Here is a 19,767-nt window from a genome sequence, read left to right on the forward strand (position 1 = left end):
GCAGTCCTTTATTGGAAAAGATAACAGATATTAACTACTTACATATATGAGTAATTTACTTAAAATCGTTGAACAGGATTACCTAGCTGTACAAAAAGCACTTCCTGAATTCAAAGCAGGTGATACAATCAATGTTCACGTGAAAATCAAAGAAGGTGCTAAAGAGCGTATTCAGCAATATCAGGGTCTTGTAATTCAAAAAAGAAATTCTGGCAACGGAGCTTCTTTCACAGTACGTAAAATCTCTGCAGGTATCGCAGTTGAGCGTATCTTCCCTACAATGTCTCCATTCATTGATAAAATCGAAGTATTGCGTGCAGGTGCTGTTCGTAGAGCTCGTTTGTTTTACTTACGTGACAAAACGGGTAAAAACGCTCGTATTAAAGAAAAAAAGAAGCCGGTTGTTGAAGCTGCAAAATAATATAAGCCTGACGGCTGTAAATAAAAAAGTCCTGATTTTGTCAGGACTTTTTTATTTACAGCGGGTTTGATATTCAGGATTATATTCAATAAAAAATCCCCGCCAATTATGCCGGGGATTTTTTATTGAATATAATTATCGGATATTATTTTTTTATGCCTTCAAAGATTTCGAATTTCGCAATCCCCCAGCGTTGTAATCTGTATGATAACGAAACCCTTAATACCCCTAAACCATACTGAACGCTGCGCTTAAAGTTAATGCTGCTTGCATCGTCAAAGTATTTTGTCGGGCAAGTTACTTCACCCATTTCATATCCGGCATAAGCAATCTGACCTAACATCTCATTGTCGAACACAAAATCATCCGAATTTTTATGTAAAGGTAGGCGCTCTAAAATTTCTTTACTGAAAGCCCGGTATCCTGTATGATATTCAGCAAGTTTTTGCCCCATCATTACATTCTGGAAAAAAGTCAGGAAACGGTTTGAAATGTATTTGTACATAGGCATACCACCACGAAGCGCACCTTTACCTAAAATTCTTGAGCCAAGCATTACAGGAAATAAACCACGGGCTATCGGATAGATCATTGCTTCCAATAATAAAGGTGTATATTGATAGTCGGGGTGAAGCATCACTACGATATCTGCACCGTTTTTCAAGGCAGCATCGTAGCATGTTTTTTGGTTTCCGCCATAACCTTTATTATTATCATGACGAATTACAGTGTGAATGCCTAACTTTTTTGCAACTTCAAACGTTTCATCTTTTGAGTGGTCATCAACAAGGATAACTTCATCAACAATGTTAAACGGGATCTCTTTAAATGTTTGTTCAACAGTTTTGGCTGCATTGTATGCAGGCATTACGACTACAATCTTTTTATTGTCGATCATGGTACACGTTCAATTAGTTCAAATAAAAAAGCCTTCGGTTGTGACCGAAGGCTTTAACTCGAGTGGTGATGAGTGGGATCGAACCACCGACACAAGGATTTTCAGTCCTTTGCTCTACCGACTGAGCTACATCACCTTCGATTATTAGGAGTGCAAATGTAGCTAAAAATTTTGTTTATTTGCAAATAAGATCAAATATTAATTCAATATAAATTATGCACGTAGCCGCACAAATAATTTTCATACTCTTGCTTTCTGCCGCCGGCGCTGGAATATATTTGAGTATCAGAAGAATCCGGAAAAATATTTTATTGGGCCGCGATGAAGACCGAAGTGATAATAAAGTAGCACGTATAAAAAATATGTTGTTGATGGCACTTGGGCAGAAAAAAATGTTCAAAAAACCGTTGCCTGCCATACTGCATTTTTTTGTTTACGCAGGTTTTTTGATTGTAAATATTGAAATGCTTGAAATTGCCATTGATGGAATCTTTGGCACACACAGAATATTCGCGCCGTATTTAGGCAGTTTTTACCCAATTATTATAAATGTATTTGAATTTTTAGCACTAACCGTAATTATTGCATGCGCCGTTTTTTTAGTAAGACGGAATATTTTACATGTAAGACGGTTGTCCGGCACTGAAATGACCAAATGGCCATTACTGGATGCCAATCTTATTTTAGGCATGGAGATTTTATTAATGATAGCCTTCTTAAAAATGAACGCCATGGATCAGGTGCTGCAGGATATGGGAAATCAACACTATACTGCTACCGGATCATTCTTTCTAAGTTCATTGTTAAAAGGATTTTATACGTCCTATTCAGAAGGCTTTTTGCTTGTAGCAGAACGTGCTTGTTGGTGGTTCCATATTATCGGGGTTATGTTTTTTGCGAATTATGTATTCTATAATTCAAAACACCTGCACATTTTCATGGCATTTATAAATACGTATTATGCAAAACTTACACCGGCAGGGAAATTGACAAATATGCCCGAAGTTACAAAGGAGGTGAAATTAATGTTAAACCTTCCTGTAGAAGAAACAGCAGCCGACGCAGCTCCGGGAAGATTTGGAGCAAAAGATGTGAAAGACCTCACCTGGAAAAACCTGCTTGATGCATACAGCTGTACAGAATGCGGACGATGTACGCAGCAATGTCCGGCAAATATCACCGGTAAAAAATTAAGTCCGCGTAAAATTATGATGGATACCAGAGACCGGTTAGAAGAAGTGGGCAAAAACATTAAACAGCACGGCGCTGATTATGACGATGGGAAAGCGTTGCTGGGGGATTATATTTCTCAGGAAGAATTACTTGCCTGCACAACCTGTAATGCCTGCGTAGAGGCTTGTCCGGTAACCATTGATCCGGTGAGTATTATTATGCAATTGAGACGGTTTAAATTGATGGAAGAATCTCAGGCGCCCGCATCCTGGAACTCCATGTTATCAAATATTGAAAATAACATGGCTCCATGGAAATTCTCGCCAGCTGATCGTTTCAACTGGGCAGACAAATTAAAGAGCTAAGCATTTATTTTCGAAATATATAGCATACAAATAGAATATTAGTAAGAAACGATAAGCATTAAGCCTTTGGCATTAAGCATTAAGCTCAAAGAACATGGAATATAACGTACCAACCGTTGCTGAATTGAAAGCACAAGGCAAGAATCCTGAAATCATTTTCTGGGTAGGGTGTGCAGGCTCCTTTGATGATCGCGTTAAAGCTGTAACCGTAGCCTTTGTAAAAATATTAAATCACCTTCAGGTAAACTTCGCTGTTTTAGGTACGGAAGAAGCCTGTACAGGAGATCCTGCAAAGCGCGCCGGGAATGAATTCCTGTTTCAGATGCAGGCAATGGCAAATATTGAAGTATTAAACGGCTATGGTATAACAAAGATCGTTACTGCCTGTCCGCACTGTTTCAATACCCTTAAAAATGAATATCCTGAATTAGGTGGCAATTACGAAGTGATCCACCATTCACAATTGCTTCAGCAATTTATTGACGAAGGAAAAATCAAAATGACTGAAGGCGGTGTGTTTAAAGGAAAAAAAATCACCTACCACGATTCCTGTTATTTAGGAAGAGCCAATAATATTTATGAAGCGCCGCGTAAAGTACTTGAAGTGCTGGATGCAGATCTGGTAGAAATGAAGCGCTGTAAAACTACCGGACTATGTTGTGGTGCAGGTGGCGCGCAAATGTTTAAAGAGCCTGAAAAAGGAACAAAAGATATCAATATTGAACGTACCGAAGAAGCCCTTAATACAGGCGCTAAGGTAATTGCAGCAGCCTGTCCGTTTTGCATGACCATGTTATCTGATGGTGTAAAAAACAAAGAACAGGAACATGCCGTAAAAGTATATGATTTAGCAGAACTAATCGCACAATCTCAAGGTTTGTAAACTATGCTTGTACCCTTCGAACAACTCTCCGATCAATCAAAAGTGTGGATATATGCTACCCAGGCGCCATTCACACGTGATCAAATAGATTGTATAACACATGAACTGAAAGCGTTTACTGCAAACTGGCAAGCACATGGTGCTGATCTAAAGGCTTCATTTGAAATAAAATACAATCATTTTATTGTCATAGGTGTAGACGAAGAGCATCATGCACCTTCCGGTTGCTCAATTGACAAATCTGTCCAGGTAATTAAAAATATTGAATCAAAATTAAACATTGATTTAATGAACCGGATGGTTGTATATGTCTTGGAAGGTGATAGCGTTCAGATCATCAAATCGAAAGACATTCCTGCAGCTATTGAAAGAGGATCTTTACATACAGACAGTCAGGTGTTTGACAATACAATTACAGGCATGGTAAAATACAGAACCCACTGGATTTCGTCTGCACAATCTACCTGGCTAAATAGATATTTCACGTTAGTGTAAAGGTCTTATTAAGATCAAATACAACTGTTTAATTTGGCGGATTTATCTTTTTCTAGTAGAAAATTGTATTTTAATATAAAAAAAACATTAAATTGCTTTAATTAAAATCATTTTGCAATCATACTATCTTATCATAATAAACGTACATGACTAGGTTAATTCAGGCAATTTTTATCTTGGGGTTCGCAGCTTTTGTTGCTTGTACTCCTAAAAGTGCAAAGTCTTTTGCTAAAGCTGAAGTTCAATATAAGCAGGCTGAATATCAGCACGCAATTGAAAACTATCAGCAGTCTTTAAGTGAAGGTGGTGATGTGGCACAGTGTAACTATTATATCGCTGAAAGTTACAGACGCTCAAACCGTATACAGGAAGCGGAACCATTTTATAAGAAAGCAATTGAAGCAGGTATAAAAGATGAAGAAGCCCACTTTTTTTATGCGAATGCATTAAAATCAGTAGGCAATTACGAAGGCGCTGCAACACAATACAAACAATACATTAAGACAGGTTCTAATTTCGATTACATTAACAGAGCAAAAAAAGAACTAGAGAATCTTAAAGCGTTGCAGGAAGTAGTAGAAAAAGAAACGTATTACAAGGTTGAAAATATTGGACAGATTAACTCACCGGAAGCAGAATATGCCCCATACATCTATAAGAATCAACTTTACTTTACAAGTTCAAGAGATGCTGAAAAAATGCACGCTGCTACAGGAACTGGTTTTACAAACATTCACGAATATGTATTTGACGGTGTAGAAAAGTTTTCGGGACAGTCTGTACCATTGTCTAATGCTATTAATACAGACGGTGCACACGAAGCTTCCTGTATCCTAACAAAAGATGGCAAAACAATGATTTTTGCAAGAGGTAACAGCGGCGCCAAAAAAGGTCCTCAGGACGTTGATTTATTTAAAACAACGTTACAGTCAGATGGCAAATGGAGTGAGCCGGTTATGCTTGCAATAAATGATCCGGCTGCATGGGATGCTTGTCCTGCATTATCTTTAGATGAAAAAACGCTTTACTTTGCTTCAAACAGAGAAGCAGAAGGCGCATTGGGGAACGTTGATATTTACAAAGCTACATTAGATGAAAAAGGAGAATGGTCTAACCCGGTAAACATTGGTGCGCCAATCAATACACGTGGCAATGATATGTATCCGTCATTCAATAAAGATGGTAAGTTTTATTTCGCATCAGACGGCCACCCATCTTTAGGTTCTTTGGATATTTTCTACGTAGATCCTAAAGAAAGTAAAATTGTAAATATGGGCAAGCCAATTAATACAAGTTATGATGACTTTGGATTAGTTTGGAAAGATAGCTTAGAAGGCTACTTCGCATCAAATAGAATTGATAATGGTGCAAAAGGTGATGATGATATTTATTTTGTAAGAAATACATTCTGGGATAGAAGAGCAAAGTACTATGTTGACGGTACATCATTCGCAAAATCTAAAAAGAACCCGAAAGCAATCCTTCCGAATTCAATTATCTATTTGTTAAGCTGCAAAGGAGATACATTGAAATCAATCGTGTCTGACACAGAAGGAAAATTTGAATTCGAATTAAAACCGGATACATGTTATTATTTAGCAGCTCATTCAGACAAATACTTTGCAATGCCTAAATCTGAATGGACTCCAGTTAAAATAGCAACGGTGCCTATTAAAGATCTTGACATCGGAGATAATTCAATTAAGAAAAAAGCCGAAGTTATGTTAGTGAAAAAGGAGCGTATCGTTATTGTTCGTAATATCTTATACGATTATGACAAATGGGATATTCGTCCGGATGCTGCAGTTGAACTTGACACAATGGTTATGCTGATGAATGCGAACCCGGAAATTCAGATTGAATTAGGTTCTCACACCGATGAGCGTGGTTCTGCTGAATACAACAGAGTATTGGCACAGAAACGTGCACAGGCAGCGGTTGATTACATTATTGCACACGGCATTTCTAAAGACAGAATTATTGCAAAAGGATATGGCGAAGATGAACCTGCAATCAGAAATGCAAAAACAGAGGCTGATCACCAAACAAACCGTCGTACAACATTTAAAGTGTTAAACCATTTTAGCGACGAATTAGAAATAAAATCAGGAGAATAAGTATATTATTTTCAAACATTGTTTAAAAGTCTCCCGATTAATCGGGAGACTTTTTTATTTTTACATAATTAAAGATAAAGTAAACATGAGCAGCAGCGATAGATACATGCAACGTGGGGTATCTTCCCAGAAAGAAGACGTACATAAAGCCATAAAGTCCATAGATAAAGGTATTTACCCTAGAGCATTTTGCAAAATCATACCGGACATCCTTGGTGGCGACCCGGAATATTGTAATATCATGCATGCAGACGGTGCGGGAACAAAATCCTCACTGGCATATGTTTACTGGAAAGAAACGGGTGATATATCCGTTTGGAAAGGAATTGCGCAGGATGCTGTGATCATGAATATTGACGATCTGATCTGTGTAGGCGCAGTAGATAATATCCTGTTATCTTCTACGATTGGAAGAAATAAAAACTTAATACCGGGAGAAGTACTGGCTGCTATTATAAACGGTACAGAAGAGGTGCTACAAATGCTGCGTGATAACGGCATAGGAATTTACAGTACAGGTGGCGAAACGGCAGATGTTGGCGATTTAGTGCGCACAATTATCGTAGATAGCACCGTAACATGCCGAATGAAGCGACAAGATGTCATTTCTAACGAAAATATTAAGGCTGGCAATGTAATTGTAGGTTTTGCTTCATACGGACAAACTTCGTATGAAACCGAATATAACGGAGGCATGGGTAGCAACGGACTTACATCAGCAAGACACGATGTATTTAACAATGTACTGGCTTCAAAATACCCGGAAAGTTTTGATCCGAAGGTGCCTGAAAATCTGGTATATTCCGGAGAAATGAATCTTACGGATCCGTATTTGAATGTACCACTTGATGCAGGAAAGCTGGTACTTTCACCCACAAGAACATACGCTCCGTTGATGAAAGAAATCATCCATCAATACAAAGGCAAGCTTGATGGTGTAGTACATTGCAGTGGAGGCGGACAAACGAAAGTTCTGCACTTTACAGATGCCACAACGCACATCATCAAAGATAATTTATTTGATGTACCACCGCTTTTCCAGTTAATTCAAGGGCAAAGTAATACACCATGGGAAGAAATGTATAAGGTATTTAACATGGGGCACCGCCTGGAAATATATACCGATGCTGCGCATGCAGAAGGTATGATTGCTATAGCGAAGAAATTTAACATTGAAGCAAAAATAATAGGAAGAGTGGAAGCTCCTGTTGCCGGCAAAAGGCTTACTATTACTGGTCCGCAGGGGACTGAATATACATACGCATAAAGCTGGAAGAAATATCCGGCTGATTAATATAAAAAAAATGAAAATACCATTTTACAAATATCAGGGAACTGGAAATGATTTCATTATCATAGATAACCGCAGCAATATCTTTGATAGAGAACGCCGTGATATTGTGGCGCAACTGTGCGACAGAAGATTTGGAATCGGTGCAGACGGCTTTATTCTATTGCAAAATAAAGAAGGGTATGATTTTGAAATGGTTTATTACAATGCAGATGGAAACGAAAGTACCATGTGCGGAAATGGTGGCAGATGCATTGTTCAGTTTGCTCAGGACATCGGAGTAATGAATCTTACAACACATTTTTTAGCAGTAGATGGAGTGCATTATGCATTTATAAAAGAAAAGCTTGTAAACCTGCAGATGATGAATGTTGCCGGAATTGATACATTGGCAGACGATACATTCTTTTTAAATACAGGCTCTCCGCATTACGTTAAAAAAGTAGAAAAAATAGAACAGTTTCCTGTTTTTGAAACAGGAAAATCAATACGTTACAGCGATACATTTGCACCCGGCGGGACAAATGTAAACTTCATGGAAATGCAGGATAACTGGCTTTTTGTACGTACATACGAGCGTGGTGTTGAAAACGAAACATATTCCTGCGGAACCGGTGTAACAGCCGCTGCAATTGCTGCAGAGAAGCTTGGCATAGCACCTCAGTATGTTTTAATTAAAACACTGGGGGGTGAATTAGAGGTAACTTTTATTAAAAAAAGCGACGGGAGCTATAAAGATGTATTCTTGATCGGGCCTGCTAAAAGAGTATTTACAGGGGAAATAGAGGTTGATTTTTAAGGCTCAAATCAGTATAAATTCGTAAATTTAAAAACGCTGCTTATTTCTTTTAACCGCATAAATAAACAGCTCAAAGTAAGATTTCAATATTAAGTATTTATAAATAACATGTTAGGCATTTTAGCAAAATTATTCGGTACAAAATCTGGTCGTGATATTAAAAAATTACAGCCTTTAGTTGAACGCATCAATGAAGAGTTTCAAAAACTTCATGCATTAGATGACAACCAGTTGCGCGCGCAAACAGATAAGATTAAAGGAATTATTGACGCTGATTTGAGCGGGATAGATAAACAGATAAAAGAGCATCACGATAAAATTGCTGCTAATCCGGATTTATCTATTGATGAAAAGGAAGTTGTATTTCAGGCAATTGATAAGCTTGAATTAGAAAGAAACAAAGAACTTGAGAAAGTTTTAGAAAAAGTATTGCCTCAGGCATTTGCAGTAGTTAAAGATACAGCACGCAGATGGAAAGAAAACGGTAAGCTTACTGTAACAGCAACGCCGATGGACATTGAACTTGCTTCTAGAAAGAAGAACGTTCAGATTATTGGCAGCACGGCTGAGTGGAGCAGCAAATGGCTTGCTGCCGGTACAGAAGTTACCTGGGAAATGCAGCACTTTGATGTGCAGCTTATTGGTGGTATGGTTTTGCATCACGGAAAAATTTCTGAGATGGGAACAGGGGAAGGTAAAACACTTGTAGCAACCTTACCTGCTTACCTGAATGCATTGGCGCGCAGAGGCGTACACGTGGTTACTGTCAACGACTATCTTGCAAAACGTGATAGTGAGTGGATGGCTCCGTTGTTCGAATTCCACGGCATCTCTGTAGATTGTATTGATAAATATCAGCCAAACTCAGAAGAGAGAAGAAAAGCTTATCGTGCTGACATTACATACGGAACAAACAATGAATTCGGCTTCGATTACCTGCGCGACAATATGGCGACAGATAAAGATGATCTTGTTCAGCGTGGGCACCATTATGCAATGGTCGATGAGGTCGATTCAGTATTGATTGATGATGCACGTACGCCTTTGATCATTTCAGGACCGGTACCAAAAGGCGACCAGCACGAGTTTGCAGAATTAAAACCACGTATTCAGCGTGTACTGGAAGAGCAAAAGAAATTAATCAATACGTATTTAGTTGAAGCGAAAAGATACATTGCAGCAGGTAAAGAAAAAGAAGCCGGACTGGAATTGTTGCGCGCGCACAGAGGATATCCCGGTTACAAGCCGTTGATCAAACAATTAAGTGAAACAGGTATCAAATCCATTTTGCAGAAAACGGAAAATGAATACATGGCAGAAAACAACAAACGTATGCCAGAGGTTGATCTTCCATTGTATTTTGTAATTGATGAAAAACACAATCAGGTTGACTTTACTGAAAAGGGTGTTGACTTTATCACAGGTGAACAGGAGGATCCAACCTTATTCGTACTTCCGGATATCGGTTCTGAATTAGCGAAGATTGAAAAAGATAAATCTATCTCTGATCAGGAACGTATGGAGCAAACAGAAAAGTTGTTGAGTGATTATTCAATCAAGCAGGAACGTATTCATACACTTCAGCAGTTATTAAAAGCATATACCTTATTCGAAAAAGATACCGATTACGTAATCATGGACGGAAAGGTTAAAATCGTTGATGAGCAGACTGGCCGTATCATGGATGGTCGCCGTTATTCAGACGGTTTACACCAGGCACTTGAAGCAAAAGAAAATGTGCGTGTAGAAGAAGCAACACAAACCTACGCAACCATCACACTGCAAAATTATTTCCGTATGTACCACAAGTTGTCTGGTATGACAGGTACAGCCGAAACAGAAGAAGCAGAATTTCAACAGATCTACAATCTGGATGTTGTTGTTGTTCCTACAAACAGATCTATTGCACGTTTAGATGAGCAGGATAAAGTTTATAAAACAACTAGAGAAAAATATAATGCCGTTGCAGACGAGATTGTAGAATTAACAGAAAAGGGCAGACCTGTCCTGGTTGGTACTACGTCTGTAGATATTTCTGAATTATTGAGCAGAATGCTTAAGATGCGTAATATTAAGCATCAGGTATTGAATGCAAAACTACACGCGAAAGAAGCCGACGTTGTTGCAGAAGCAGGGAAGCCGGGCACGGTAACAATTGCTACCAACATGGCTGGTAGAGGTACAGATATTAAATTAACTGCAGAAGCAAAAGCTTCAGGCGGTTTAGCAATCATAGGTACAGAACGTCATGAATCAAGACGTGTAGACAGGCAGCTTCGTGGTCGTGCCGGTCGTCAGGGTGACCCGGGCTCATCTCAGTTCTTTGTCAGTTTGGAAGACAACCTGATGCGGTTATTCGGTTCTGACCGTATTGCTAAGTTCATGGATCGTATGGGGTATAAAGAAGGTGAAGTAATTCAGCATTCTATGATTTCAAATTCGATTGAACGTGCACAGAAAAAAGTTGAAGAAAATAACTTTGGACAACGTAAGCGTTTGCTTGAATACGATAACGTAATGAATTCTCAGCGTGTTGTAATTTACAAAAGACGCAAGAACGCATTGTATGGTGAGCGTTTGAAACTTGATATCCTGAACATGATCTTTGACTTATGCGAAGACATGGTTTTCGGCGCATATACTACTAAAAATTACGACAACTTTAAATTACGCTCAATAAGTGTATTCGGAGTAATTCCTGATATTACCGAAGAAGTATTTAACAAAGCTACAGCAGAAACATTAGTTAAGTCGTTTTATGAAGAAGTGCTGGCACACTACGAACAGAAAATAAAGTTTGTAAAAGAAAAAACGCAGCCAACATTTAATGAATTGCAATTGACACGTGGCGAAACAATTGAAAATATTGTAATTCCATTTACAGATGGTAAACGTAACATCAATATTATTGCACCGCTTAAAGAATTGGCACAAAGCGATTCCCGTGCACTGGAACAAGCGATTGAGCGTTACATTACACTTGCTGTAATTGATATGCACTGGAAAGATCACTTGCGTGAAATGGACGAATTGAAACAGTCTGTACAAAATGCAGCTTATGAACAAAAGGATCCATTATTGGTATACAAATTTGAAGGGTTTGAGTTGTTCAAGAAATTCGTTTATACAGTAAATGCAGATATCGTTTCATTCTTATTCAAGGCAGATATTCCTAAGCAGGATACGGTTCCGGTTAGAGAGCTGAAACAGCAGCCTGTACAGCAGCCGAAATACAGAGAGACTAAAGATGAAGCTGGATCAGCTTTCGGAGGCGGAAACGCAAATCAGCAAGTTGAAGAAGCTGTTGCACCGCCCAAAGCAGAGCCGCTTCGTTCGCAGAAAATCGCAAACAGAAACGATAAAGTATCTGTACAGTACATGGATGGCAGTGTAAAGCGTGACATAAAATACAAAGCAGTTGAAGACGATTTATTAAGCAATAAGTGTGTGTTAATTGAAGAATAAGTTGTTGCCTGATGCCGATCGTATTAAAATGAATGTGTCTATGAAAAATGTTCTTGAGCTGATATCCGTCTTTACAATTATTTTAATGAGCTCGTGCGCGGCTATGTCGCAAAAGCACAAAGACAATTCTGTTACCTATTACGAAGATCTGAGTACAGCCCGTCCGGCATACATAAATCCGGATACACTGACTAACAGTAATCAAGCACCGAAAAAAACAGCAGTTACTACATTTAGTTACGATGACAATAAAAGAGTAGCTGCGCGCATTGATTCGTTAACAGAAATGAACAGACGCATTGCAACGGTACAAGGCTTTAGAATATTAGTATATACAGGTTCCAGCAGCGATGAGTCTCAACGCATCAAACAGCAGGTATATACATTCGATTCACAATTAAATGTATATACGCAATATAAACAGCCCAGCTTTCGAGTTAAGGTAGGTGATTTTCCTGACCGCGTTGCGGCGAGTTATATTTTAAATGATTTAAAAAGAAGTTTCCCAAATGCAATGATCGTTCCGGATCAGATAAATTTGGTCCGCTAATATGGAATTAAAACAGCGCATCCACCAGCTTGCAGCAGCTATCTCAACCGAAGTTATAGGATATAGAAGACACATTCACGCCAATCCTGAATTGTCTTTTGAAGAGTATAATACATGCAGATATGTTTCCGGCTTACTCACATCCTTTGGCGTAAAGCATGAGACAGGTATAGCGGGCACGGGCGTTGTAGCGTTGATTGAAGGAAAAAATCCAACATCAAAAGTAATTGCGTTGCGTGCAGATATGGATGCACTTCCGATCGAAGAAAAAAATGATGTGCCATATAAGTCTACAAACATAGGTGTGATGCATGCTTGTGGCCATGATGTACATACATCTTCTTTATTAGGCACAGCTAAAATATTAAGTCAGGTTACAGATCAGTTTGAAGGAACAATAAAATTAATTTTTCAACCCGGGGAAGAAAAGTTTCCGGGCGGCGCTTCATTAATGATCAATGAAGGAGTACTGGAAAACCCGGCACCGGCAAACATCATCGGACAACATGTAATGGCTTTGATTCCTGCAGGCAAAGTAGGTTTCAGAGAAGGTATGTATATGGCAAGCGCCGATGAAATATACATTACAGTTAAAGGTAAGGGCGGCCATGCTGCCATGCCGGATAAAAATGTAGATCCTATTTTAATTGCATCACATATTATTGTAGCACTTCAGCAAGTGATCAGCAGAAATTGCGACCCGCGTATTCCCGCTGTTTTATCATTTGGTAAAATTACAGGTATGGGTGCAACCAATGTAATTCCGGACGAAGTAAAGATTGAAGGCACATTCCGGACACTGAATGAAGAGTGGAGAGCAGAGGCAAAGCAGCGCATTAAAAAAATGGCTGAAGGTATTGCAGAATCCATGGGTGCAACGTGCGAGATAGATATAAAAGATGGATATCCATTTTTAAAGAATGCTCCTGCACTGGCTAAAAGGATGCGCGAAGCAGCGATAGATTTTTTAGGCAGCGAAAATGTATTGGATTTAGATTTGTGGATGGCTGCAGAAGATTTTGCCTACTATTCGCAAAAAATTGACGCGTGTTTTTATCGATTAGGAATCCGTAACGACGAGCGCGGTATTACTTCAGGCGTCCATACCCCAACGTTCGATATTGACGAAACGGCATTGCAGACAGGAACAGGTTTAATGGCATGGTTGGCGTTGGAAGAACTGAAGGTAAATAATGCCAATTTATAAACGGTTATTATATAATACATGAATATTTTTTTATTGTCAGATATAAGAGATTTTTTTAGTGTGCTATTTTTTATATTTATTCTTATTACAGGCCTTGGATGCGGCATGTACTACAGTACTACTGTTGATAAATCATGGAAACCGAAATTTCATAAGTTATGGTTTATTGCAGTTCCAGCATTTATTTTAATAATAAGCCTATTGATTAGTGTTATAATCGATGATTTAAAAGAATTTTTAATCAGGAAAGAAATAAGTAACAAGATTATGATGCTTGATAAGGATCCCAAAGCCAGTTTGTATATCAACGATACAATTACATCATCATTAAAAAATAAATTGAATTCAGCGTTGAATTATAGAGAAAAATTTCATAATCATAATGGAGCAGCAAGAATAGGGCAAATAAAAATAAATTATAAATCAGAAAAAGATTCGTTGCTTTTATACATATATCAGGATTCAATGTATGAAAATTTTTATTGGCTATTTTACCCTAAATACAATAACAATACTGGTTCAATACAAACTAGTTTATTTGAACCCTTTAATTATTTAAAAAAGAAAAGATAGACTGTAATCTTTCAACTTGTCACGTCCGGAGATACAAATCCTCCACTTTTTTTCTTGCCCACGGAGTCTTGCGCAAAAAAGCCAGGCTCGACTTTATACTCGGATTAATATTGAAGCAATTGATTGTGATTCTTTTTCCCAATTCTTCCCATCCATATTCAGCAACCAACTCATTCAAAATCATTTCGAGCGTTTTGCCATGCATTGGATTGTTAACTTGTTCGGATGACATAGATTAATTGTAGTGAGGAGATCAGGCTGAAAGCCTGTAATAATTTAGCTTGGGGCATCGCCCCAAGAACAAGAATCAAATAATACTTTTATTTACGACCGGCCGTCCAATAAAATCAACAGACTTATCAATCTCTAACCAGGATTTGCAGCCACCGTATTCAGGAAGCAGGTCAAGCTGGAAAGATGCGCCGAACTCAAACACCTGTACTATCAATAAATGTATGCTGTTGCCCCAGCGTTCGAACCGTTCTTTAATAACTTCTTCCTTCCATGCATGAAAGGGATGCAGTCTTTTAACCATTTCCCAATCGGTGATTACCTGTACATCGGCAACCTGTACATAATATTTTATGTCTACCTTATCAGGTATTGTATGAAATCGTGTATCGCTTAAGAATGGACGCCATTCAGGCTTGATCATTTCTGTTGCCTGATGAAAAAGAGTAGGGAAGAGAATGAACTGTTTTCCTTTCAATTCAAAATCGCCGGAGCCTTCTTCATGTATACCTCCTTTACGAAGAATAATGCTTTGCTTTCCTTTGCCTAGTGCATCTACAATGCAGGCCCACTCTTTAAATGCTAAAGCCATTATTTCGTTTTTAAGCTTTTTTCATATTGAACTAAAAAATCGTCTAGGTTTTCATAACCGATACGTTTAGCAATAATCACTTTATTTTTGTCCAATACATATAATACAGGTGTTGCATAGATATCATACGTGATCTTAAAGTCTGTGTGGTTTTTAGAGTCACGCACGTTTAACCACCCTCCGATTTTTTTTGAACGGATAAATTTCAACCATTCTTCGTCTTTGCGTTCAATGTTTGCAGCATATACCTGAATGCCTTTTGCACGGTTCTTTAACCACCAGTCGTAAAGTTTTGGCGTTTCCTGCTGACAGTGTCCGCATTGAGAATCCCAAAAGAATAGGATGGTATACTTTGCCTGTACATCATACAGGTAACGGTACGTGCCCGTAGTATCGGTCATGTAAAGATTGGGAGCTTTCTTGCCAAGCAATAACGGATCTAATAAATCAACACGTTCTTTAATTTTCTTTACTGTTTCCGGAGTCGCCCAAAAACACTTGCCTTTCATATAGTATTCTTTCCCCAGGTGTACAAATACAGCATCCATGCCCATTACCTGAGAGGTCTCATATTTATAGGTATACTCACGTACATAATATTCAAACAAGTCCCCTTTTGGGTTACACTTGCTTATGATCATATCAATTTCTTTAATAATTGAATCAGGACGTTGAACAACAAGATTTTTAAAATAGCCATCAACCTTATTTACAAGTACCGGTGTACGGATCAAGCGGTCGTCGCTAAAATTTACATTGTCAAAATAATGTTTTTTATAATAATGAAATTGCCAGCTTGAATCAATGGAGCCATCAGCTTTTTTGGGAGCAGGTGGGACATCGACATCTTTTGTCGTTTTCAAAATGGCTGTGAACAAGCTATTCGGATTCGTTTTCAGAAAATTCTGTATATATGCAAGCATAGTAGAATCTATATCAGACAATTGCTTTGTGAGTACAGTTTTTTGCGTTGCAGCAGCAGACTTCATTAAATTATTTATAGAATCAGCTTTTGTTTTTTGATTCATAAAAAAACGCTGATAATCATAAAATGCTGTATTGTCCGGAGAATTTTTGAAATGCGCAGACTTTATCAGATTCGTTGTGTCAATAGAAAAAGATAGCGTTGACGGATTTAAAATAAAATCGAAAACCTTCTGTCCGGGCAACAAAAGGAAATACATCCCTTCTTTCAGGTGTGTTGTATCTGAAAATGAAACAAACCCTTTTGCATCAGCAATAGCCGTATCCTGGTAAAAACGCTTGTCGGCATAATAGCGTGCGAGATATACCGTATCAGCTTGTTTAACGCCTTTAATCGTTGCCTTGATTTCATAACCTAGGGGTTTGCCAGCGCTAAAGGACTGAAAGATGCTTGAAAATGCAATCAATAAGAATAGCAAAGGTGTTTTAATCGAATTCATTGTAAATGTGAATTAATGTATAAACAAAGTAGAATGAGTATTTCAATTTCTATACCAAAAGTAAATAGCTGTTAGATTATATGCAAAAAAGGCAGCCTTGCCACCTTTTTGCATATAATCTAACAGAAGTCTATTATTTAGGGAAGCCCTTTTTAAGAGCATCTGTTGCCGCTTTCTTAGCCGAATCTGCTGCTGCTTTTTTCTTTTGCTCAAGAATCTGCTGTTGTCTTTTCAGTTCAGCATCAGCAGCATCTTTTTGTTTCTGAAATTCCGCCGCCGCGGCATCTTTCTGTTTTTGCAATTCTGCTGCCGCCGCATCTTTCTGTTTTTGAAGCTCAGCTTCAGCATCCGCTTTTGCTTTGTCAATTTCTGCCTGTACTTGTTTTGCCTGATCGCTGTTCTTTAATTCTGAAATTGCTGCATCTTTTAATGCTGTTTTATCAACTTCTCCAAAGTTCGTTTTCACGATCGTAACTTTTGTTTTGTCATACGGGCCTTTTACATTTAAGTCAATCACAATGTTTTTCGGCATTGTAATTAAATTGCTTCCTACAAGGCTTGCCATCGCTTTATTGGCTTCGTTACCAAGCGCTCCGGAAGGAGTAGTTAACTGCATGTCATAATCCACGCTCCCATCAAGTTTGTTCTCACCTTTTGTAATGGCAAGTTTAGATTCACCTGATTTAATGTCAAATGGTTTAACAATTAATGATCCGTCAACAATAGTAAAGTTCAACAGCAGATCCTTTATTTCCAGCGGATCCATATTTTTCATTTTCGTTAAACTTGCTACTGTGCCCAATACCGGATTGCTTAGTACTTTTAAAGAACTGGAGCCTAATGAACCTTTCCCATTCAATGTTGAATAAATCGGCATCATTTCTTTATCCAGCAAACCATTCATAACAAGAGCCAGGTTAACATTGCCTTCTACATAGTTAGCAATCGGCGCCATCTTCTTTACAGAGTTGAATGTTTTGTATGCTTCTTTTGCAGCAACATCTTTCATTAACATATCCATCGCAAAAGATGGTTTTGTGATATCCTGTGTGTTATAATCGCCGCTGAATAAGAATGAACCTCCTAATGAGTTAAAGTTCAGCTTGTCCATTTTTACAATACCATTACGAACGATAATAGCACCCTTCATATTGGTCATATCCATGTTGCTATACAATACTTTGTCCATGGCAGCATTAAATGTAAAGTCAATATTTTTCGGAACCTCAACAACTTCCATTGGTACTTCTTCTTCCGGAGCGGCAGGTGTTGTTGTTGGTTCGTCTGACATCCATTCATTTACATCAAACTTTTTAGAAGCCATTGACATTACACCATGAATGGTTGAGTCTTTCCCTCCGAATGCATAGCCCATGTAGTTTGATACATAACCTGTAATATTATAATCGCTTTTACCAAGCATGCCTTCCATCGCTGCTATATTGAAACGCTCAGGTGTTAATGTCAGCAACCCTTTTTTCATCGTATACCCCTGAGGTAAATCTACACTCTTGTACACTAAGTCAGATATATCCAGACTTCCGCTTGTTTGTGTATTACCATAATTACCAGCCTGCACTTCAGATAAAATACCTTTCGTTGTCATGTCTGCGTTCATTCGGCCTGTTAGTGTAGTGCCTTCGATCGGGTAAATCTTCGTCATTTTTGCTAAGTCGATAATACCTTTGATACTTGCTTCGTAATTCGGATCATCAAAGTTTTTAACGAAGGCTTTCATTTCAAATGGTTCGCCATCAAGCAATAGTTTAAAGTAATCTAATAAGAATGTCGATGTCTTCATATTTCCATCGCTATTCACAACAGCGGACACATTGATGTTTTCAATCGGTTTCGGAAACTCCGAAGACTTAACGTATCCATTTGCCAGGTTCATGTTTGCCGTAACCATAGGCATTAATTTTAAAGTATCACTGTATTTGCCTTTAGCCTTAACATCCATTCCAAACAGACCTTTTAATGTTGTTCCTTCTATCGGATAGAATTTTGAAACATCTTCAAGTTTAACTTTGGCGACAACGTTTGCATCAATGTCATATGGATTCATACCATTCATCAGTAATCTGGCATCGATCGGGTTTTGTCCCATATCCATATGGAATTTTTTCAGATCAACAATCATATGGTCAATAACGCCATCTTTGTCGTCCACATGTAAATCAAGATTAATATTCTTAACGGCATCCGGTAAGTCAGGATATTGAAAATAACCATCTTTGATAAGCATGTTCAAGCCAAAACCCGGCATGGTTGTTTCGTTGTAAACTCCTTTCACATAACCGTCAAAACCAATGATACCTTCTGTTTTTACTTTTTCAAAATCTTTGTTGTATACCGCAGGTAAAAGAGATAATAAATTTTTAAAATCTGTTTCTTTTGCATTGTATGTGATATCCATTTTGATATCATCCGTAGGCATTTCAATAGCACCGTTGAACCCGAATTTAAAATCATTGATAGCAAATTCATTGTCTAAAAATTTATAAACAGATTTTGCTAAATCAATATTCATAGCAGCATCAGCTGTTACCGTTTGTCCGTCTAAGTATTTTGTACCATCGTATTCAACAAGTACGTTGGTTGATTTTGTATATGTTTTGAGATCATATACATCCGCCATTATATCGCCGCTACCTTTGTGGTCCAGATGTTTCAGTTCAGCATACATAGGCATTGTCTGATCATCATAAATGATTGTGCCATCTTTGATTTCCCATTTTTCAATACTCAGGTTTAGCGTGCTAGGTTCTTCAGGTGCAGCAGGCGCTTGTGTTGTATCCGGGTAAGTAATATCCCAGCTCATCTTACCGCTTTTGTCAAAAATTGTAACAATTTTAGGCTGATCCAGAAATACACCTTTAACTTTTATCTGATCTCCTGAAATAACACTCATGATATCGATTGTTAAACTGAATTGCTTTGCTGCGAAAAGCGTATCGCCTTTGAATTCTGTTACATTCGACACCAATCCCAATTCATCGATAGAGACTGTAAGGTTCGGGAAGTGAGAGAAAAGCGACAGGCTAAAAGATTCGGCGTTATACCAAACCTGTCCGTTGATATTTTTTTTGATCTGTTCGTCTATTATTCCTTTGATTTTATCCTTGAATAAAAAGGGCAGGATAAGCATAGCTAATAATAAGACTCCGATAGATATACCAGAGATCTTTAAGAATTTTTTCATACCTAGTATTTGTTGAGTTGAAAAGGAAATAAAATTCGGTTTGTACAATATTATATGACAAACGAAATTTACTAAAAAATC

Annotated in this window: 16 protein-coding genes and 1 tRNA gene; 11 read left to right on the top strand and 6 right to left on the bottom strand. The window is 38.1% G+C overall.

What is annotated here, in order from left to right; translation table 11 throughout:
• Nucleotides 1-46 precede the first annotated feature (46 nt).
• Nucleotides 47-421, top strand: coding sequence for a 50S ribosomal protein L19 (rplS, locus tag CHU_RS00610; RefSeq protein ID WP_011583529.1), 375 nt, complete (start codon nucleotides 47-49; stop codon nucleotides 419-421).
• A gap of 145 nt (nucleotides 422-566) precedes the next feature.
• Here rplS and CHU_RS00615 read toward each other — a convergent pair whose 3' ends face one another.
• Both CHU_RS00615 and CHU_RS00620 read right to left on the bottom strand, forming a co-directional pair.
• Nucleotides 567-1,319, bottom strand: coding sequence for a glycosyltransferase family 2 protein (locus CHU_RS00615; protein ID WP_011583530.1), 753 nt, complete (start codon nucleotides 1,317-1,319; stop codon nucleotides 567-569).
• Between the two features lie 63 nt (nucleotides 1,320-1,382).
• A tRNA-Phe gene (locus CHU_RS00620) sits at nucleotides 1,383-1,455 on the bottom strand.
• A 79-nt stretch (nucleotides 1,456-1,534) separates the two neighbouring features.
• Between CHU_RS00620 and CHU_RS00625 the strand changes: the two genes are divergently transcribed.
• The 10 genes from CHU_RS00625 (at nucleotide 1,535) to CHU_RS00670 (ending at nucleotide 14,237) form a co-directional block, all read left to right on the top strand.
• Nucleotides 1,535-2,857: a (Fe-S)-binding protein gene (locus tag CHU_RS00625; protein WP_011583531.1), complete on the top strand. Its 1,323-nt coding sequence runs from the start codon at nucleotides 1,535-1,537 to the stop codon at nucleotides 2,855-2,857.
• A gap of 94 nt (nucleotides 2,858-2,951) precedes the next feature.
• On the top strand, nucleotides 2,952-3,740 hold the full coding sequence (locus tag CHU_RS00630) for a (Fe-S)-binding protein (RefSeq protein WP_011583532.1): 789 nt from the start codon (nucleotides 2,952-2,954) through the stop codon (nucleotides 3,738-3,740).
• A gap of 3 nt (nucleotides 3,741-3,743) precedes the next feature.
• Nucleotides 3,744-4,235: a hypothetical protein gene (locus tag CHU_RS00635; protein ID WP_011583533.1), complete on the top strand. Its 492-nt coding sequence runs from the start codon at nucleotides 3,744-3,746 to the stop codon at nucleotides 4,233-4,235.
• Nucleotides 4,236-4,381: 146 nt separating this feature from the next.
• Entirely contained in the window at nucleotides 4,382-6,352 is a 1,971-nt protein-coding gene (locus tag CHU_RS00640; RefSeq protein ID WP_011583534.1) for an OmpA family protein, read from the top strand.
• An 85-nt stretch (nucleotides 6,353-6,437) separates the two neighbouring features.
• The gene (locus tag CHU_RS00645; RefSeq protein WP_011583535.1) at nucleotides 6,438-7,619 is read left to right on the top strand and encodes an AIR synthase related protein; all 1,182 of its coding nucleotides are present in this window, start codon (nucleotides 6,438-6,440) and stop codon (nucleotides 7,617-7,619) included.
• 37 nt (nucleotides 7,620-7,656) lie between these two features.
• On the top strand, nucleotides 7,657-8,442 hold the full coding sequence (gene dapF, locus CHU_RS00650; RefSeq protein ID WP_011583536.1) for a diaminopimelate epimerase: 786 nt from the start codon (nucleotides 7,657-7,659) through the stop codon (nucleotides 8,440-8,442).
• Between the two features lie 108 nt (nucleotides 8,443-8,550).
• Nucleotides 8,551-11,907 carry a preprotein translocase subunit SecA gene (gene secA / locus CHU_RS00655; protein WP_011583537.1) on the top strand — a complete coding sequence of 1,119 codons (3,357 nt, stop codon included), beginning with the start codon at nucleotides 8,551-8,553 and terminating at the stop codon, nucleotides 11,905-11,907.
• A gap of 40 nt (nucleotides 11,908-11,947) precedes the next feature.
• Complete coding sequence (locus CHU_RS00660) at nucleotides 11,948-12,457, top strand: SPOR domain-containing protein (RefSeq protein ID WP_049755402.1); 510 nt, start codon at nucleotides 11,948-11,950, stop codon at nucleotides 12,455-12,457.
• A 1-nt stretch (nucleotide 12,458) separates the two neighbouring features.
• The gene (locus CHU_RS00665; RefSeq protein ID WP_011583539.1) at nucleotides 12,459-13,664 is read left to right on the top strand and encodes a M20 metallopeptidase family protein; all 1,206 of its coding nucleotides are present in this window, start codon (nucleotides 12,459-12,461) and stop codon (nucleotides 13,662-13,664) included.
• An 18-nt stretch (nucleotides 13,665-13,682) separates the two neighbouring features.
• Entirely contained in the window at nucleotides 13,683-14,237 is a 555-nt protein-coding gene (locus CHU_RS00670; protein WP_011583540.1) for a hypothetical protein, read from the top strand.
• A gap of 19 nt (nucleotides 14,238-14,256) precedes the next feature.
• Here the strand turns inward: CHU_RS00670 and CHU_RS00675 are convergent, their stop codons facing one another.
• The 4 genes from CHU_RS00675 to CHU_RS00690 all read right to left on the bottom strand — a co-directional run bounded on the left by CHU_RS00675 (nucleotide 14,257) and on the right by CHU_RS00690 (nucleotide 19,686).
• Nucleotides 14,257-14,469 carry a VF530 family DNA-binding protein gene (locus CHU_RS00675; RefSeq protein WP_011583541.1) on the bottom strand — a complete coding sequence of 71 codons (213 nt, stop codon included), beginning with the start codon at nucleotides 14,467-14,469 and terminating at the stop codon, nucleotides 14,257-14,259.
• A gap of 75 nt (nucleotides 14,470-14,544) precedes the next feature.
• Nucleotides 14,545-15,060 carry a DUF1802 family protein gene (locus CHU_RS00680; RefSeq protein ID WP_011583542.1) on the bottom strand — a complete coding sequence of 172 codons (516 nt, stop codon included), beginning with the start codon at nucleotides 15,058-15,060 and terminating at the stop codon, nucleotides 14,545-14,547.
• Nucleotides 15,060-16,484: a TlpA family protein disulfide reductase gene (locus CHU_RS00685; protein WP_011583543.1), complete on the bottom strand. Its 1,425-nt coding sequence runs from the start codon at nucleotides 16,482-16,484 to the stop codon at nucleotides 15,060-15,062. The genes CHU_RS00680 and CHU_RS00685 overlap by 1 nt, the downstream gene beginning before the upstream one ends.
• Nucleotides 16,485-16,617: 133 nt before the next feature.
• Nucleotides 16,618-19,686 (bottom strand): AsmA-like C-terminal region-containing protein, encoded by a 3,069-nt coding sequence (locus CHU_RS00690; protein ID WP_049755403.1) that lies wholly within the window; start codon nucleotides 19,684-19,686, stop codon nucleotides 16,618-16,620.
• Nucleotides 19,687-19,767: the final 81 nt, after the last annotated feature.

Source organism: Cytophaga hutchinsonii ATCC 33406, from assembly GCF_000014145.1.
GTDB lineage: Bacteria > Bacteroidota > Bacteroidia > Cytophagales > Cytophagaceae > Cytophaga > Cytophaga hutchinsonii.

What these genes read in the sequence shown, in the direction of transcription:
- CHU_RS00640 (WP_011583534.1), top strand. Translation starts at nt 4,382, where the DNA reads ATGACTAGGTTAATTCAGGCAATTTTTATCTTGGGGTTCGCAGCTTTT.
- CHU_RS00685 (WP_011583543.1), bottom strand. Translation starts at nt 16,484, where the DNA reads ATGAATTCGATTAAAACACCTTTGCTATTCTTATTGATTGCATTTTCA.
- CHU_RS00680 (WP_011583542.1), bottom strand. Translation starts at nt 15,060, where the DNA reads ATGGCTTTAGCATTTAAAGAGTGGGCCTGCATTGTAGATGCACTAGGC.
- secA (WP_011583537.1), top strand. Translation starts at nt 8,551, where the DNA reads ATGTTAGGCATTTTAGCAAAATTATTCGGTACAAAATCTGGTCGTGAT.
- CHU_RS00635 (WP_011583533.1), top strand. Translation starts at nt 3,744, where the DNA reads ATGCTTGTACCCTTCGAACAACTCTCCGATCAATCAAAAGTGTGGATA.
- dapF (WP_011583536.1), top strand. Translation starts at nt 7,657, where the DNA reads ATGAAAATACCATTTTACAAATATCAGGGAACTGGAAATGATTTCATT.
- CHU_RS00645 (WP_011583535.1), top strand. Translation starts at nt 6,438, where the DNA reads ATGAGCAGCAGCGATAGATACATGCAACGTGGGGTATCTTCCCAGAAA.
- CHU_RS00690 (WP_049755403.1), bottom strand. Translation starts at nt 19,686, where the DNA reads ATGAAAAAATTCTTAAAGATCTCTGGTATATCTATCGGAGTCTTATTA.
- CHU_RS00665 (WP_011583539.1), top strand. Translation starts at nt 12,459, where the DNA reads ATGGAATTAAAACAGCGCATCCACCAGCTTGCAGCAGCTATCTCAACC.
- CHU_RS00615 (WP_011583530.1), bottom strand. Translation starts at nt 1,319, where the DNA reads ATGATCGACAATAAAAAGATTGTAGTCGTAATGCCTGCATACAATGCA.
- CHU_RS00625 (WP_011583531.1), top strand. Translation starts at nt 1,535, where the DNA reads ATGCACGTAGCCGCACAAATAATTTTCATACTCTTGCTTTCTGCCGCC.
- CHU_RS00630 (WP_011583532.1), top strand. Translation starts at nt 2,952, where the DNA reads ATGGAATATAACGTACCAACCGTTGCTGAATTGAAAGCACAAGGCAAG.
- rplS (WP_011583529.1), top strand. Translation starts at nt 47, where the DNA reads ATGAGTAATTTACTTAAAATCGTTGAACAGGATTACCTAGCTGTACAA.
- CHU_RS00670 (WP_011583540.1), top strand. Translation starts at nt 13,683, where the DNA reads ATGAATATTTTTTTATTGTCAGATATAAGAGATTTTTTTAGTGTGCTA.
- CHU_RS00675 (WP_011583541.1), bottom strand. Translation starts at nt 14,469, where the DNA reads ATGTCATCCGAACAAGTTAACAATCCAATGCATGGCAAAACGCTCGAA.
- CHU_RS00660 (WP_049755402.1), top strand. Translation starts at nt 11,948, where the DNA reads ATGAAAAATGTTCTTGAGCTGATATCCGTCTTTACAATTATTTTAATG.